The organism is Paenibacillus prosopidis (assembly GCF_003337375.1).
Lineage (GTDB): Bacteria > Bacillota > Bacilli > Paenibacillales > Paenibacillaceae > Pristimantibacillus > Pristimantibacillus prosopidis.
The window spans coordinates 84,210-97,650 of record NZ_QPJD01000020.1; the positions used below are offsets into that span (position 1 = coordinate 84,210).

Annotated in this window: 16 protein-coding genes; 4 read left to right on the plus strand and 12 right to left on the minus strand. The window is 47.8% G+C overall.

Features of this window, described 5'->3' with window-relative positions; all coding sequences use genetic code 11:
* Nucleotides 1–198 precede the first annotated feature (198 nt).
* The 3 genes from DFP97_RS25670 to DFP97_RS25680 form a co-directional block, all read right to left on the minus strand.
* Complete coding sequence (locus DFP97_RS25670) at nucleotides 199–342, minus strand: sporulation histidine kinase inhibitor Sda (RefSeq protein ID WP_114383528.1); 144 nt, start codon at nucleotides 340–342, stop codon at nucleotides 199–201.
* A gap of 306 nt (nucleotides 343–648) precedes the next feature.
* Nucleotides 649–2,814 carry a DNA topoisomerase III gene (locus DFP97_RS25675; protein WP_114383529.1) on the minus strand — a complete coding sequence of 722 codons (2,166 nt, stop codon included), beginning with the start codon at nucleotides 2,812–2,814 and terminating at the stop codon, nucleotides 649–651.
* A gap of 56 nt (nucleotides 2,815–2,870) precedes the next feature.
* On the minus strand, nucleotides 2,871–3,782 hold the full coding sequence (locus DFP97_RS25680; RefSeq protein ID WP_114383530.1) for a hypothetical protein: 912 nt from the start codon (nucleotides 3,780–3,782) through the stop codon (nucleotides 2,871–2,873).
* A gap of 206 nt (nucleotides 3,783–3,988) precedes the next feature.
* Between DFP97_RS25680 and DFP97_RS25685 the strand changes: the two genes are divergently transcribed.
* On the plus strand, nucleotides 3,989–5,137 hold the full coding sequence (locus DFP97_RS25685; RefSeq protein WP_114383531.1) for a metallophosphoesterase: 1,149 nt from the start codon (nucleotides 3,989–3,991) through the stop codon (nucleotides 5,135–5,137).
* Between the two features lie 176 nt (nucleotides 5,138–5,313).
* Here the strand turns inward: DFP97_RS25685 and DFP97_RS25690 are convergent, their stop codons facing one another.
* The 6 genes from DFP97_RS25690 to erpA form a co-directional block, all read right to left on the minus strand.
* Nucleotides 5,314–6,147 (minus strand): YhfM domain-containing protein, encoded by an 834-nt coding sequence (locus DFP97_RS25690; RefSeq protein ID WP_114383532.1) that lies wholly within the window; start codon nucleotides 6,145–6,147, stop codon nucleotides 5,314–5,316.
* 112 nt (nucleotides 6,148–6,259) lie between these two features.
* Nucleotides 6,260–6,643, minus strand: a complete 384-nt coding sequence (locus DFP97_RS25695; RefSeq protein WP_114383533.1) for a low molecular weight protein tyrosine phosphatase family protein — start codon at nucleotides 6,641–6,643, stop codon at nucleotides 6,260–6,262.
* Between the two features lie 17 nt (nucleotides 6,644–6,660).
* Entirely contained in the window at nucleotides 6,661–6,810 is a 150-nt protein-coding gene (locus DFP97_RS30960) for a hypothetical protein (protein WP_181873675.1), read from the minus strand.
* A gap of 258 nt (nucleotides 6,811–7,068) precedes the next feature.
* Entirely contained in the window at nucleotides 7,069–7,323 is a 255-nt protein-coding gene (locus DFP97_RS25700) for a DUF7667 family protein (RefSeq protein ID WP_245976600.1), read from the minus strand.
* A gap of 158 nt (nucleotides 7,324–7,481) precedes the next feature.
* A complete protein-coding gene (locus DFP97_RS25705; protein WP_114383535.1) occupies nucleotides 7,482–8,069 on the minus strand; it encodes an NAD(P)H-dependent oxidoreductase in 588 nt (195 codons plus the stop codon).
* A gap of 249 nt (nucleotides 8,070–8,318) precedes the next feature.
* On the minus strand, nucleotides 8,319–8,681 hold the full coding sequence (erpA, locus tag DFP97_RS25710) for an iron-sulfur cluster insertion protein ErpA (protein ID WP_114383536.1): 363 nt from the start codon (nucleotides 8,679–8,681) through the stop codon (nucleotides 8,319–8,321).
* A 242-nt stretch (nucleotides 8,682–8,923) separates the two neighbouring features.
* Between erpA and mqnE the strand changes: the two genes are divergently transcribed.
* Both mqnE and DFP97_RS25720 read left to right on the plus strand, forming a co-directional pair.
* The gene (mqnE, locus tag DFP97_RS25715) at nucleotides 8,924–10,027 is read left to right on the plus strand and encodes an aminofutalosine synthase MqnE (RefSeq protein WP_114383537.1); all 1,104 of its coding nucleotides are present in this window, start codon (nucleotides 8,924–8,926) and stop codon (nucleotides 10,025–10,027) included.
* 61 nt (nucleotides 10,028–10,088) lie between these two features.
* Complete coding sequence (locus DFP97_RS25720) at nucleotides 10,089–11,156, plus strand: NAD(P)/FAD-dependent oxidoreductase (RefSeq protein WP_114383538.1); 1,068 nt, start codon at nucleotides 10,089–10,091, stop codon at nucleotides 11,154–11,156.
* A gap of 5 nt (nucleotides 11,157–11,161) precedes the next feature.
* Here the strand turns inward: DFP97_RS25720 and DFP97_RS25725 are convergent, their stop codons facing one another.
* On the minus strand, nucleotides 11,162–11,431 hold the full coding sequence (locus DFP97_RS25725) for a YuzB family protein (protein ID WP_114383562.1): 270 nt from the start codon (nucleotides 11,429–11,431) through the stop codon (nucleotides 11,162–11,164).
* 89 nt (nucleotides 11,432–11,520) lie between these two features.
* Between DFP97_RS25725 and DFP97_RS25730 the strand changes: the two genes are divergently transcribed.
* Nucleotides 11,521–11,766 (plus strand): NifU family protein, encoded by a 246-nt coding sequence (locus DFP97_RS25730; RefSeq protein WP_053372062.1) that lies wholly within the window; start codon nucleotides 11,521–11,523, stop codon nucleotides 11,764–11,766.
* A 114-nt stretch (nucleotides 11,767–11,880) separates the two neighbouring features.
* Here the strand turns inward: DFP97_RS25730 and DFP97_RS25735 are convergent, their stop codons facing one another.
* Entirely contained in the window at nucleotides 11,881–12,663 is a 783-nt protein-coding gene (locus DFP97_RS25735) for an SDR family oxidoreductase (RefSeq protein ID WP_114383539.1), read from the minus strand.
* Between the two features lie 25 nt (nucleotides 12,664–12,688).
* Nucleotides 12,689–13,396 (minus strand): Cthe_2314 family HEPN domain-containing protein, encoded by a 708-nt coding sequence (locus tag DFP97_RS25740; protein WP_114383540.1) that lies wholly within the window; start codon nucleotides 13,394–13,396, stop codon nucleotides 12,689–12,691.
* Nucleotides 13,397–13,441 lie beyond the last annotated feature (45 nt).

The following is a 13,441-nucleotide window of genomic DNA, read 5'->3' on the forward strand; positions in this document are numbered from 1 at the left end:
GTGGTCGAATGTCGGATTTGACAGGGCCTTACGCCCCCTACGAACCGATAGAGGAAGGAAATCTTCAGAGTAGCGATCATTTGCAAAACAAAAATGATTGCAAACATATTATATATTGCTCGACCTGCAAGCAAACAGCCGAGGTATCGGTTGCGGAATGGCGTTAGTATTCGGCGGCAAATGCCCGCGATAATTTTTTTAAGCGGTTATTTTGCGAGCTTCCGGATTGACTTGTCTACGCTTCATCTCCAAAGCTAGCAACCGGATGAATTCCGGCTCTAATTTAAATTGAATCGCTGCATAGTAAGTGTCAATCAACAGTTCATCAGACAGTAGCTCCATCGTTACACTCCCTTTCTTCCATCCATTGGTTATTGCTTTTTCATAGTAGCATGGCACTATTCCAAAGGACAACAGCCCTAGTTATACACAAAGCAGTGTGGATACTGTGTGTATAATGTGTGGATATACGTCGAATGATATGGGATGCCAACGTGGATATTGGGGATACAGTTATCCACAGGCCAAATCTTTTCAATTTCTATAAAAAACTTTAATCGAAATCTATGAATCTATTAATGGAATATATTGACTTCATTATCCTATTAGCAATTCTATTAATATATAAAAAAAGCCCCGAGAGGGGCTTCATTTATCAGATTGCTTCTCCATTGCTGCCTTCAGCTTATCCGCCAGGCTATTTGATAATATCGCGTTATCGCTGTACTGCTCGATTAGCTTCTGATTTTGCTTGCGGTTTACTCTGCCGCTTTGCTTATCGCCAAGCATTTCGATGACGTTGCAGGGACGGCACTGCGCATACTTGCCTGCTTTCCCGTCATGAATCTCCATCTTCTTATGGCATTGCGGGCAGCGCTTATTAGACAACATAGGCTCAGATGCACGCCTATAGCCGCATTCACGGTCGGAGCAAACGAGCGATTTGCCCCGCTTGCCATTTATTTCGAGCAAAGGCTTCTCGCACTCCGGACAACGCGAATGGGTCAGATTATGCGGCTTATATTCCTTTGTCTCGGCGATTACCTCGTATACCCATTTTGACGCTTGCTCGCGAACGCTGCGCATAAATGCTGCCGGATCGCCCTTTCCTTTGGCGATTCGCTCCAGCTCCTGCTCCCACTTCGCCGTCAAATCAGGACTTCTCAGCTCATTAACAACCAATTCAATAAGCTGCTTGCCTTTGCCGGTTGGCATTAGCTTATTCTGCGTTCGCGTAATCGTATCCGTTCCCAGCAGCTTTTCAATAATGTCTGCCCGAGTAGCAGGCGTGCCTAAGCCATGCTTCTCCATTCGGGTGAGCAGCGTCGCTTCCGTGTACCGGGCAGACGGCATCGTGCGGAGCTCCCGAACTTTGCTTTGCTTAACAGGCAGCGCTTGTCCTACCGCGAGAGGAGGAAGAAGCTGTGCCGGCTGATGATCGGTTTTGCCTTGCGCCGCATCATTATCGTCGTCCTCATCCTCGTCTTGAGCAGAAGCAGATGTGCCCGACTGGTATATTTCCTTCCAGCCCTTCTCCTTCTCTATCTTGCCTTTCGCATAAAACCGGTCCTTACCGGCCGCGAGCACGACGCTTGTCTCATCATATCGGTAAGGCCCATAAAATAAAGCAATAAAACGCCTTACGATCAGATCATACAGCTTGCGCTCCTCGTTGCTTAATGCAGCTAATTGCACGAACTGCTCGGTAGGAATAATGGCATGATGATCGGTTACTTTGCTGTCATCCACGATTCGTTTCGTAACAGACAGCTGCCCTCTGAGCAGCTTACGCGCAAGCTGCGTATAAGGGCCGACGGCGATGCTTTCCAAACGTCCTTTTAAGGTGGGCACCATGTCGCTGGACAAATAACGCGAATCGGTTCGCGGATAGGTAACAAGCTTGTGCTGTTCATAAAGCTTTTGCAGCACGTTTGACGTTTGTTTCGCAGAGAAGCCGAGCTTTTTGTTCGCATCCCGCTGAAGCTCGGTCAAATCATACGCCTGAGGGTGCGGCTCCGATTTCTCCACAGTACGAAGCTTGTCTACTTTGGCACTGCCGTTTTGAATACGAGCGGCTGCAGCATCGGCATCGGCACGGTTCCACACTCTGCCGTCATGCGTTTCCTCCTCGCGCCACAACGCTGAGAAGGTTCCGAAGTCAGCCGTTACATTCCAATATGGCTGCGACTGAAACGATTGTATTTCATGCTCACGCTCCATCAGCATCGACAACGTAGGCGTCTGTACGCGTCCGGCTGCCAGCTGAGCGTTATATTTGGTCGTTAACGCCCTTGTAACGTTCAATCCGATTAACCAGTCCGCCTCGGCGCGGCAAACGGCCGAAGCATACAAATTGTTATAGTCTTTGCCAGGCTTCAAGCTGCTGAAGCCGTCTTTAATCGCCTTATCCGTCTGCGATGAAATCCACAGCCGTTTGAACGGCTTGCGCCAATGCACAAGCTCCATGATCCAGCGGGCAACCAGCTCGCCTTCACGCCCGGCATCGGTCGCTATGATGAGCTCGCTAATATCCTGCCTTTTGCATAGTTGAGCTACAGCCTTAAATTGATGCGACGTTTCTTTCATTACCTTGAGATTCATTTTGGAAGGCAGCAGCGGCAAGTCTTCCAAATTCCACGTCTTGTATTTCGGGTCGTACTCCTCCGGCTCAGCCAGCGTCACCAAATGACCCAGCGCCCACGTTACGACATATTTAGGACCTTCCATGTAGCTTTTTTGCTTCTGTCCGCATCCGAGCACACGGGCAATTTCCTTCGCTACGCTCGGTTTCTCTGCTAGTACAAGCGATTTCATTCGTTATTCGCTCCATTTCATTAGATGCCGCATCATACCTGATCATGCATCATTAACTATGACGAAACGATACCATAGGCTTTCAGCCTGCGCAACGCTTCAAGCGTCAGTACACTCTTCCACTCCCGTTCAGCCTGCGGCCATACCTCTTCGAACTGCCCCCAGCTCCACGTTGGCGCCCATGATCCATCCTCCTGCTGCTTTGATAGCAAATGTTCCAAATATAACAACGCACTCCTGCTCAATTGACTATAATATATGGAATTTGGAGATTCAGCCACCTGAATTGGCGTCAAGCAATAGCCATTCCACTGACTCGGATCTGTTGTCACGCAATTGTTAACCATCTCGTCCAGCGCCGGCTTAACCTCGCGGAGCACGGACTCACGTACCAGCTCAGCGAAGCGCAAACAGCAGAGCAGCTCGTGGAAATCTTTGCGCGAGGACGTTTCATTGATATATGTAATCGCATGCTGCGTCAACTGATCCAGCAATTCTGCTGGAACAATATCCGAATATTCATAAAAGAAGCCGACGATTTCGACAGCAGGATTTCCCCAGCCGTCATGTGCAGCATTGTAATTCCACCAAGGAGCGCGAGGAGCACTTTCTACCTCGGACGGTACGATATCCCAGCCTGCTTGCTGCGTCGTATTATAGGTATTTAATAAATATCGGATCGCACCGCTAACGAGCGGCGAGCTGCTGTCTGCTTTCAACCTGGATAATTGCTGCAGGGCTACCGTCGTTGCCAGTGCCGAGGAGGCCGCCACCCTTACATCCGGTTCTAGTGCATTTCCAAAACCGCCGTCGGCATTTTGATAAACTGCCAGTTCCCTCATTACGTCACCGGCAGAGCCGCCATCAAACTCATACGCAAACCATGCTTGCTCAAGCGGTCTAGCAGTCTCCTTCATAAACTGAACAGCCCGCTCGAATTGGTCCTTCGACATAACCGGATTTCCCATTATTAAATCCTCCTTGAAAGTTTATATTGAGGCTCCCTCACGAACCTCTGCTGTCTTATATTCCCTTGTCTATTATCGTATTAAAACAAATGCCTATTAGCAATCATATCCTGCTATTCTTGCGTATTTTTGCTGCTGCAATCCCGGTGTGATATAGTAGGTTCAGCTTATATTTTAGCAGATTAATAGTCAGGGAGCGTTGACCGATGAACTTGCGTTTTGTTGCTATTTTCATATGTATTTTACTCGTGTACAGCGGTATTTCCTCGTATATCGGGTGGAATGGCTGGCTGTTTCTATCGACTCTATTTAAATGGAACCATGGGGGAGTTTATGCGGCATGCGTCGGGCTGATCGCTTATGCTTATTTGCTGGGACGAGTAAGCTATTCGACTCCGGTAAGACCTCTGGCAGAAGCGTTGAAAATAGTTGGCTCCTACTGGTTTGCGGTGCTGGAATACGCCGTGCTCATCCTTCCTCCCGCAAACTTGATTGGACTTATCCTTAAAGCGCTAGGCGCTCAACAGTCTATTTATATAGTTGGAGTGGGGAGCATTTCCTTCCTTATATTGGCCGTCCTTCTTATTCGCGGCAGCTGGAACGCCTGGAGTCCCGTTATTAGAACGTACTCTGTGCAAATTCCGAAACAAGCCGGAAAGATGGACAAGCTGCGGATCGCAATGGCATCCGACCTTCATTTGGGAACAATCGTAGGCAACCGGCATCTGAAACGGCTGGTCGCTAAAGTGGAGCATATTAAACCGGATATTATTTTACTGCCGGGAGACATTTTGGACGATGATATCGAGCCTTTTCTCCGCAAAAAAATGACTAACGTGCTTGGCAAGCTGAAAGCGCCGCTTGGCGTATTTGCGGTAACGGGCAATCACGAATATATCGGCCGGAAGGTACCGGCATTCATTGCTGCTCTGGATGCGATAGGCATTCGCGTACTGATGGATGAATCCGCCCTTATTAACGACAGCTTCTACGTCATCGGACGCAAGGACAAAGCAGCAGGAAGCTTCGGCGCCGAGAGCAGGCTTCCAATAAGCGAGCTTCTATCGCCGCTCGATAGGTCGCTGCCGCTCATTATGCTTGACCATCAGCCTTCGGACATCGCGATAGCTGCCGATAACGGCATTGACCTTTCCTTATCCGGCCATACGCACCGCGGTCAAATGGCTCCGAATCATCTCATTACGAGACGGCTGTTCGAGCTGGATTGGGGTTATTTGAAGAAAGGCGGATTACATGCAATTGTTTCTTCAGGCTTCGGCACTTGGGGACCGCCTGTCCGGATCGGCAGCCGGTCGGAAGTGGTGCATATCGAGGTGGAGTTCGTTACGCCTTAGAATTGCAAAGAATAATCTCAAGAAAAATCGCAGGTTGTGATGAGATAACGGTAAATAATGGCGCTAATAGAATGAAATCCGCGCTTTAAACAAAAATAGCGCTATTTAAGGGTCTTATACCTCTGTCGCTACCCCGAAAGGGGCAGGCTCTGGAGGTTTAAGGCCCTTTTTTACCGCTAATCTACATCAGCGATAAGCCATTCGGCATCTTCATCCTTGCCTTTTTGGAACACGTACACCGAACTGCTCGGTTCTCCAAAATCCTTCGATTCTTTGACTTGAACAACAGCCTCGAACAACGACCTCTGCTCGTTTATTACAATGCCGCCATCAACCTCGACGCTTGTTATTTTGAAACGCGGAAAATCTTCTGCAAGTGTTCTGTCGATAGGCGCAGATTCTGTGTATAATGCAATGAAACTCTCCTGATCCTCTTCAAATAAATATTTTATTCGTAAATTAATCAGGTGAATAAGCGGACGCTCCTCAACGGAAAACTTCGATTCATCTAAATAAGCGGGGGCAGCGGATCGTTCATCCGGCGATGAAAAGGCTTCATCGGAAGGTGCGGGCGATCCTTCAACCTCAGAATCCAACGTTCCGGCCGCTTTGCCGAATCGAGAGTCGGCCTGAGAGAGCAGCTTTTTCAGCTTCTCAGCCAAAGATTGCCTCACCGTGTATAAGGTGCCGGTTTGCCCTGCCTTCATGAATTGTCCCAGCTCATAATCCGGCGAAATCCAGAGTAAATAGCTGTTATCCCCTAGCGTAAACGAATACGGCGGAGCAGCGATATCGACCGTCCCCGGCTCCCTTTTAGCAAATCTGACCGCGTATTCAAATGATCGCACAGCGTCCCGGTCCGTCCATTCCATTTGGGAATTAAGCTCTGCCGTCTCAAAATCAACCATCCGCTGTACGACAACCTTGTCCTCGCTCACCCGGAATAGAAACAATGATAATGCAGCTAACACTGCAATGACGCCAATACCAACAATAAACCCTTTTTTCACCCAATCATCCCCCGATCCCATGCGATAACCATAAAGACGATCATCCTTGGCAAAAGGTTCCACAATAGGGACTTAAGCACTGCAATAATAACTAATGATTAGGTACGGCTGCTCACAACGCGGCACCATTCTTAGAAACACGTTTCCTTCCCGTGTCGTACTCTGAAACTTCAATATACTCTGACACACCCGATTGAAGCAGCCCAATCAAGTCCTCATCCATATATCCGTAATCATCCGGTATATGAAGACAGATCACTTTTTTGTTAATAAGGGCATGACTAAATCTGTCCTGTAATCGCCGGACATGCTTTTTCTCCATTGCAAAAATAAGATCCGCCCAGCCGACATGCCCTTCGTTCACCTTAATGCGCGCATACTCTTCCGTTCCAGCGGACCTCACTTCGTGGCCGCCCACTCCCTGGAATATCGTCTCGGCCGTCAAGCTCCGCCACTTATTTCGACTGCAAATGAATAATAGTTTTATTCTTATCATCCTCCTGATTGTTAGCTTTATTCATCTTTATTCATCGCTTTGATTTCATGCAGTAATTGATCGAGCTTATCAATTATTATTTCATCGTTTTTTAGTTTTTTCCGAAACGAAACTTCTATGATTCCAATACCGGCTAAGATTAAAAAAAGAAAAAACAAGATTAACATGATTCGCCTTCCTCCCATGTCCCACTCGCCTCGGTTCAATGGCTGACCACGCTTCGCATATCTGTCAGCTCCTCCACATATTGAATATACAGGTCACTTATCGTGTAGGCAATCATCGAAAGTCAAAGCTGGCGATACATCTTAGAGGATTGGTATGCAACGGAAATTGGCCAGTGTGAGATTTTGATAGAATCTTCTTCGAGGGTAATCGTAAGCAAAAACGCCATTCCTGCTCTTTTTCTGCTAAATTTAAAATCATCACCGCTCAAAGAAATATGGCTTTTTACTATTGTATATGGACTCTAGCTTATCAATCTCGGCAGATACTTCATGCAGCCAATCCCAGTCATTTGTCATACTTGCCACTAGCCCCAAATTATATTGTTCAGCAAGTTTATATGCATAGTTCGCATTCAGCTTCATGCAGCAGTTCATTTCTGATACTTCGTCTTCAGATAAGCCCCTGCTCTGCTGCAGCTGCCACAGCTCTGCTAAACGCCAATGGATATTCATCACGACTATCATTCCAATCGGTTTGTAATTCTTATAATCATTAACATTCTATCCGTTTCTACCTGAAAATAGCCGTGCTTCCATAGCTAAAAAATAGGACCTCCCCTCGACCGTTTGTCGAGAGATGAGGCCCTAATCAAATTCATGTAAATGGCAGCCTATAGGAACAGGCTAGCCGCCTTTTCCTTTACTTCCTCGAGCATCTTCCCGCGAGCGGCATCATCAATCTGATTTACGCTGCCAAAAAATAAATGCCCAACCGGCTCAATGCCGCTAAAGTCATAAATACCGGTATCCGATGTTATTTTCAAACCTTCATGCATACCAATATTACTATAAATTTCGGATGGGGTGCCGTGCGTATTGATGATGAAACCCTTCCTGCCGGCAAGCAGCTTGCTGATGTTCCCGTCTTCTCCGTATGCATAGGCGAAGCCATAGGAGAAGACCCGATCGATATATCCTTTAATCAGGGCCGGCAAGCCTGTCCACCAAACCGGATAGACCATTGTGATCGCATCCGCCCATTTCACGTGATCCTGCTCTGATTGGATATCAGCAGGTATGTTGCCTTCGCGCAAAGCCTTGAAATCACTGGCGCTAAGCACAGGATCAAATTTTATTGCATACAAATCCCGGACAACAACCTCATGCCCCTGCTGCTTCAACGCACCGGTGAAAGCATCCACTATCGCATTATTGAAGCTTTCAGGGTTAGGATGGCAATAGACGATCAAATGCTTCATAGAACACCAACACCTCCGCGGGTATAATCAGACTGCGTTAGTGTTGCCACTTTGTTGCTCCTTATTACACCGCTGCTCCCCGAAGCATGCTTTTCATATAGCTTCTGCATGGAGACTGAACGATTGATGACGCCTGCATCCGAGCACGATAACGGCATCAAATGCCATTATTCTAATAAAAAACCTTCTGAGCTTGTGTGTACGTCTAACGTACATTAGCTCAGAAGGCCATCATTTTCATTGATCAGATTAACACTCGCCGGCTGCTGCAGGTTTGCCTGCATCCGTAGCCGTACGGAACGACGAGCCGCACCCGCAAGTTGCGCTGGCGTTAGGATTTTCGATCGTAAACCCGCCGCCCATAGCAGACTCTTTGAAATCAATAACAAGGCCGTTCAAATACTTTAGGCTGTCTTCGTCGACAACAACCTTCAAGCCTTCCATATCCAACGCTTTATCCCCGTCATGCTGCTCATCGTCAAATCCCATACCGTAGGAGAAGCCGCTGCAGCCGCCTTCTTTTACGCCAATACGAAGAAACAGACCGGGAGTCCCTTCCTGCTCCAGCATTTCTTTTATTTTGTCAGATGCTGTATCACTAATTGTGATCATGCTACATCCCTCCATTTATCCATCTTATCATTAACAAAAGTTCACTTACTTATTTGTAGTATACTCCAGTTTGTTCACACGCTCAAGAGAAGCGTGCCTATAAGACCAATATTCCAATATATGGGCGACGGAACACTTTTCTTATTGCCCGCGCTACGCATGAGGTTTATAATAGTTACAGCTTCTTAATCGGATAAGCAAGTTATTTTTTTCACAAACTACTTAAAACAGGAGGCTCCGCCATGAACGTCGTTTTACCGACAGAGGATAAACAAATGCAGCACATTATTGAAAAAGTGCGTCATGGCCAGCGACTTACGCTGGAGGATGGCATTTACTTATATCAATCGGATGATCTGCTTACAATCGGTCAATTAGCCAATGAAGTTGCGCTGCGCAAAAACGGCAAAAAGGTTTATTTTATCGAGAACATGAGTCTTTATTTCACGAATGTGTGCGAAGCGCATTGCGCATTCTGCAACTTCCGTAAGGACGAAGGCGAAGAAGGCTCTTATACATTAAGCGGTCAGCAAATGATTGAATATGTGGAGCAGCATTTCCATCCGGGCGTCCGGGAATTCCATATTGTCGGCGGACATAATCCGCATGTTCCGTTCCAATATTATGTCGATTCCCTTAAGGCATTGAAGGAGCGGTTCCCGGAAGTAACGCTTAAAGCGTACACGGCTGCGGAAATCGATTTTTTCTCGCGCATTAGCGGACTATCCTACAAGGAAGTGCTGCAGGAGCTGATGAAAGCCGGGCTGCAGTCCTTAACCGGCGGAGGCGCCGAAATTTTATCCGATCATTACCGCAAAAAGATGCGCGTCGACAAAGCCGACGTAACCCAGTATTTACAGGTGCACCGGACGGCGCATGAGCTCGGGCTGCGAACGCATACCACGATGCTTTACGGCTCGATTGAAACGAAAGAAGACCGGATCCGCCACTTGATGCAAATTCGCGAGCTTCAGGATGAAACAAACGGCTTCCTTGTTTTCATACCGCTATCGATGCAGCCGATAAATCCAAGAGCCGGCATACGCCGCCGCAACTCCGCCTTCGAGGACCTGAAGACGATCGCGATCAGCCGGTTAATGCTTGATAACTTCCAGCACATCAAAGCATACTTTATTAATATTGGCGTTCAATTGACTCAGGTCGCGTTGACCATGGGAGCATCGGATGCGCACGGTACGATCGTGAAGGAAAAAATCAGCCATGCCGCAGGAGCCCTTACACCGGAAGGGATTACGCGCGAGGACTTGATTTGGCTTATTAAAGGCGCGGGTCGAATTCCGGTCGAACGCGATACCTTTTACAATGAAATTAAAGTGTACGAATGAGTAAACGGCATGACGGAAGCAAAAGATAAATTATCATTTAGAGTTGTGGAGTTGGAATCATATGAGAAAACTTATTATTTTGGGTGGAGGGTATGGCGGACTCGCCATCGCAAATGAGTTATTAGAGAAGCAAATGCCGCATGACGTTTCCATTGTGTTGATCGACCGCATGCCGTTTCAAGGCTTGAAAACGGAATATTATGCACTCGCAGCAGGGACGGTTTCCGATTTAGAGCTGCGCGTAAAATTTCCGGTGGACCCAAGAATTACACTCGCATATGGTGAAGTAACGGATGTTGACATGGAGCTAAGATTGGTCCATATAGAAGGACAGGAACCGATTGAATACGATTGGCTCGTTATCGGGCTTGGCTGTACGGACAAATACCATGGAATCGAAGGCGCTGAACTTTTCTCAACCAGCATTCAAACGTTCTCGGCCGCTAGACGAACCTACGCTTTGCTTAATGACGTGAAGCCTTACGGCCAAGTCACTATTGTCGGCGGCGGCTTAAGCGGCGTAGAGGTTGCTGCCGAGCTGCGGGAAAGCCGTTCCGACCTCAATATTCGTATTTTGGATCGTGGACCAAGTGTGTTATCTGCTTTTCCCGGAAAGCTGCAATCATTTGTCGCGGAATGGTTTCAGGAACATAACGTGGAAATGCGGGGTCATGTCTGTTTGACAAAGCTCGAGGCCGGTATTTTGCATGATGGTAATTCACCTTCACCTATATACACCGATGTGACGGTATGGACGGCAGGCATTCAGCCTGTTCCGCTTGTACAGCGCATGAATTTGCCGAAGGATAACCAAGGAAGATTGATCATAAACGAAAATCATCAGCTGCCGGATTATCAGGATGTATTCATTGTCGGAGACTGTGCAGCGCTGCCTCTGTCGCCCAGCGGCCAAGCCGCTGGCGCTCAAGGCAAGCAAATCGCCGAGGTGCTTTACGCTATATGGCATGATAAAACGCCTCGATTGGGCAAAATAAAGCTGAAGGGCGTACTTGGCTCACTCGGCAAGAAAAGCGGCTTCGGACTTATGGGCGGCACGCCTATTCTGGGACGCGTTCCACGCCTCGTGAAGAGCGGTGTACTCTGGCGCTCGAAGCGCCATCTCGGCTAATGGGATCATAAATCGTCCAGCAGTTTATCGAGCGCCTCGCGATCGGCTTGCTGCTGTTCGATTGCTTTTAAAATATTATCGTACAGCTCATCAGCTGTTTCAGCAGATACAATAGTGCCGTCCACAAGCGCGAACGGATTCAAATAGCACTCGCCGCAGTTGCCGAGACAGCCGTATTCGATAACTTCGTATGCATCATTTTGCTCGAAAAGCTTCATTATCCGGTCTGTGCCATGATGCATGTTGCTGGCGCAAAACTCGATCATTGGTTTAATCACCATGCTTCACCTAACTTTACTCAGTTACTATCCATTTTCAATTTTATCACTTTGTACTATAATAGGGGAGAAAGGAGATGATTGCAATGAGTGAACAAGTACAAGACACGATGTACGATGAAGTATTGGACGTATTAGATAAACTTCGTCCGTTTTTGCAGCGCGACGGCGGCGACGTTGAATTGGTTGATGTCGAAGGCGGCATCATCAAGCTTCGTTTAATGGGCGCATGCGGAAGCTGCCCGAGCTCGACGATCACGCTTAAAGCGGGTATCGAACGTGCACTTCTCGAAGAAGTAGAAGGTGTAGTCGAAGTCGTTCAAGTATTCTAGAATAAAAGAACGTATATTTCTGACCTTTTACGCTCAAATGACGAAGAGTCTTACCGGTGGCACGGAGCTTAGCTCCGCTGCTTCTCGTTAAGACTCTTTTTTTGACTAATTTTTTTAACACATCCCTTTAATGTTCGCACGGATCGGGTCGAACCCGCCTGTAACGTCGATAACGTTTCCGGTCAAGAAGGTGGATTTCGTTTCACACAAGAACAGTATGACGCGCGCTACATCTTCGCCCGTTCCGGGACGGCCAATCGGCGATTCCGTATCGAATTCATCCTCGACCTCCGCGATGGAGCGTTCTTTGTTGACACCGCGAATATCTCCCGGTCCAATCAGGTTAACTGTGATGCCAAACGGCGCTTCTTCAACGGCAAGGGACTTCGTGAAGGAAACAAGACCAGTCTTCGCGGCTGCGTATACCGCCCGATGCGGCCACGCTCTCGCTTCTCCTGCATGACCGTAGCCAAAGTGAATAATGCGTCCCCATTTACGTTCCCTCATGCGGGGAAGCAGCCGATGATCGAGCAGCATAACGCCTAACAGATTGCCATGCACCATGCGCATGATCGTTGCTTCGTCGTACTCGCTGAACAGTCGGCGCTGACGTACGAACGGGCCCGCATTGTTTACGAGAATGTCGATGCCGCCCGCCCATCGTTCAGCTTCAACCGCAAGCTTCTCCACGCCATCAGTGGTCGCGATATCGGCTTGAACGGTAATCGCTTTTACACCCAGCTGCTCAATCTGATGCTTCACCTGGTGCGCTTCAATCTCGCTCTCGTAATAATTAATGACGATATTGCAGCCTTGCTCGGCAAGCTGCAGTGCCGTCCTTTTGCCGAGTCCTTTGGCGCTGCCCGTTACTAGCGCTGTTCTGCCCTTATGCTCCACGAGTATTCCTCCCTCGGGATTATGGTTACTTGTTCCGCATTAAGCTGCATGCGTATTGAAAAGTAAGCAGCAGCGATTCCATAGCCAAGTACAAGCCTTGCGTCAAATCAGCCGATTGCTGCGCAATATTTTCCAATTGAACTTCTTCTCCGTACATACGGTGGCTCTGGATCAAATCATCCTGCATTTCCGAGTTCATGTAATGGATTTCCGTGTTTCTACGCTTCCTCAGCCGTGTCATCGGCTCCTTATACTTCTCCTTTACATCGTTCAGCTTCCACATCAGCTCAGGATGAGCCTTCTTCTCCCGCATATTGCGCAAAACGGTGAAATAAGAGAAATGAGCTTTTATTTTCTCCGTCCGCATATCGAGAAGCTCATTAAGCAAGGTGCCTAGCTTATCGAGCAAGGAGAAGACACGGATAAACGCATTTTTATCAAAATAGATATACCGATTATAATTCATCCTCTCATCCGCTGTCATTTGCATAACAGAGGATGAGGTAATCTGATGCTGAAATTTTACCGCGGCGTAGTGGCTTTGCTCAAGCTCATCCAAAGACGACCGCAAGCCGAGCGTCCAAATTTCATATTTCCGGAGCTTATGACCGCTGTCGCCGCCTTTTGCAATGTTCTTGGGCAGCATGGAAACGAACTGTTCCATTAAACGGTACGTTTCTGCAAGCATTCCTTTCGGTTCTCTCTGCGGCTCGTCAAACAGAAAACGCAGCATAATTGAACAGTCCCCTTCCCGATAAAGTTTACGAATTAAAACTTA

Excerpts from the sequence above, each read along its gene's own strand:
- DFP97_RS25670 (WP_114383528.1), bottom strand. The coding sequence starts at position 342 with ATGGAGCTACTGTCTGATGAACTGTTGATTGACACTTACTATGCAGCG.
- DFP97_RS25675 (WP_114383529.1), bottom strand. The coding sequence starts at position 2,814 with ATGAAATCGCTTGTACTAGCAGAGAAACCGAGCGTAGCGAAGGAAATT.
- DFP97_RS25680 (WP_114383530.1), bottom strand. The coding sequence starts at position 3,782 with ATGGGAAATCCGGTTATGTCGAAGGACCAATTCGAGCGGGCTGTTCAG.
- DFP97_RS25685 (WP_114383531.1), top strand. The coding sequence starts at position 3,989 with ATGAACTTGCGTTTTGTTGCTATTTTCATATGTATTTTACTCGTGTAC.
- DFP97_RS25695 (WP_114383533.1), bottom strand. The coding sequence starts at position 6,643 with ATGATAAGAATAAAACTATTATTCATTTGCAGTCGAAATAAGTGGCGG.
- DFP97_RS30960 (WP_181873675.1), bottom strand. The coding sequence starts at position 6,810 with ATGTTAATCTTGTTTTTTCTTTTTTTAATCTTAGCCGGTATTGGAATC.
- DFP97_RS25700 (WP_245976600.1), bottom strand. The coding sequence starts at position 7,323 with ATGAATATCCATTGGCGTTTAGCAGAGCTGTGGCAGCTGCAGCAGAGC.
- DFP97_RS25705 (WP_114383535.1), bottom strand. The coding sequence starts at position 8,069 with ATGAAGCATTTGATCGTCTATTGCCATCCTAACCCTGAAAGCTTCAAT.
- erpA (WP_114383536.1), bottom strand. The coding sequence starts at position 8,681 with ATGATCACAATTAGTGATACAGCATCTGACAAAATAAAAGAAATGCTG.
- mqnE (WP_114383537.1), top strand. The coding sequence starts at position 8,924 with ATGAACGTCGTTTTACCGACAGAGGATAAACAAATGCAGCACATTATT.
- DFP97_RS25720 (WP_114383538.1), top strand. The coding sequence starts at position 10,089 with ATGAGAAAACTTATTATTTTGGGTGGAGGGTATGGCGGACTCGCCATC.
- DFP97_RS25730 (WP_053372062.1), top strand. The coding sequence starts at position 11,521 with ATGAGTGAACAAGTACAAGACACGATGTACGATGAAGTATTGGACGTA.
- DFP97_RS25740 (WP_114383540.1), bottom strand. The coding sequence starts at position 13,396 with ATGCTGCGTTTTCTGTTTGACGAGCCGCAGAGAGAACCGAAAGGAATG.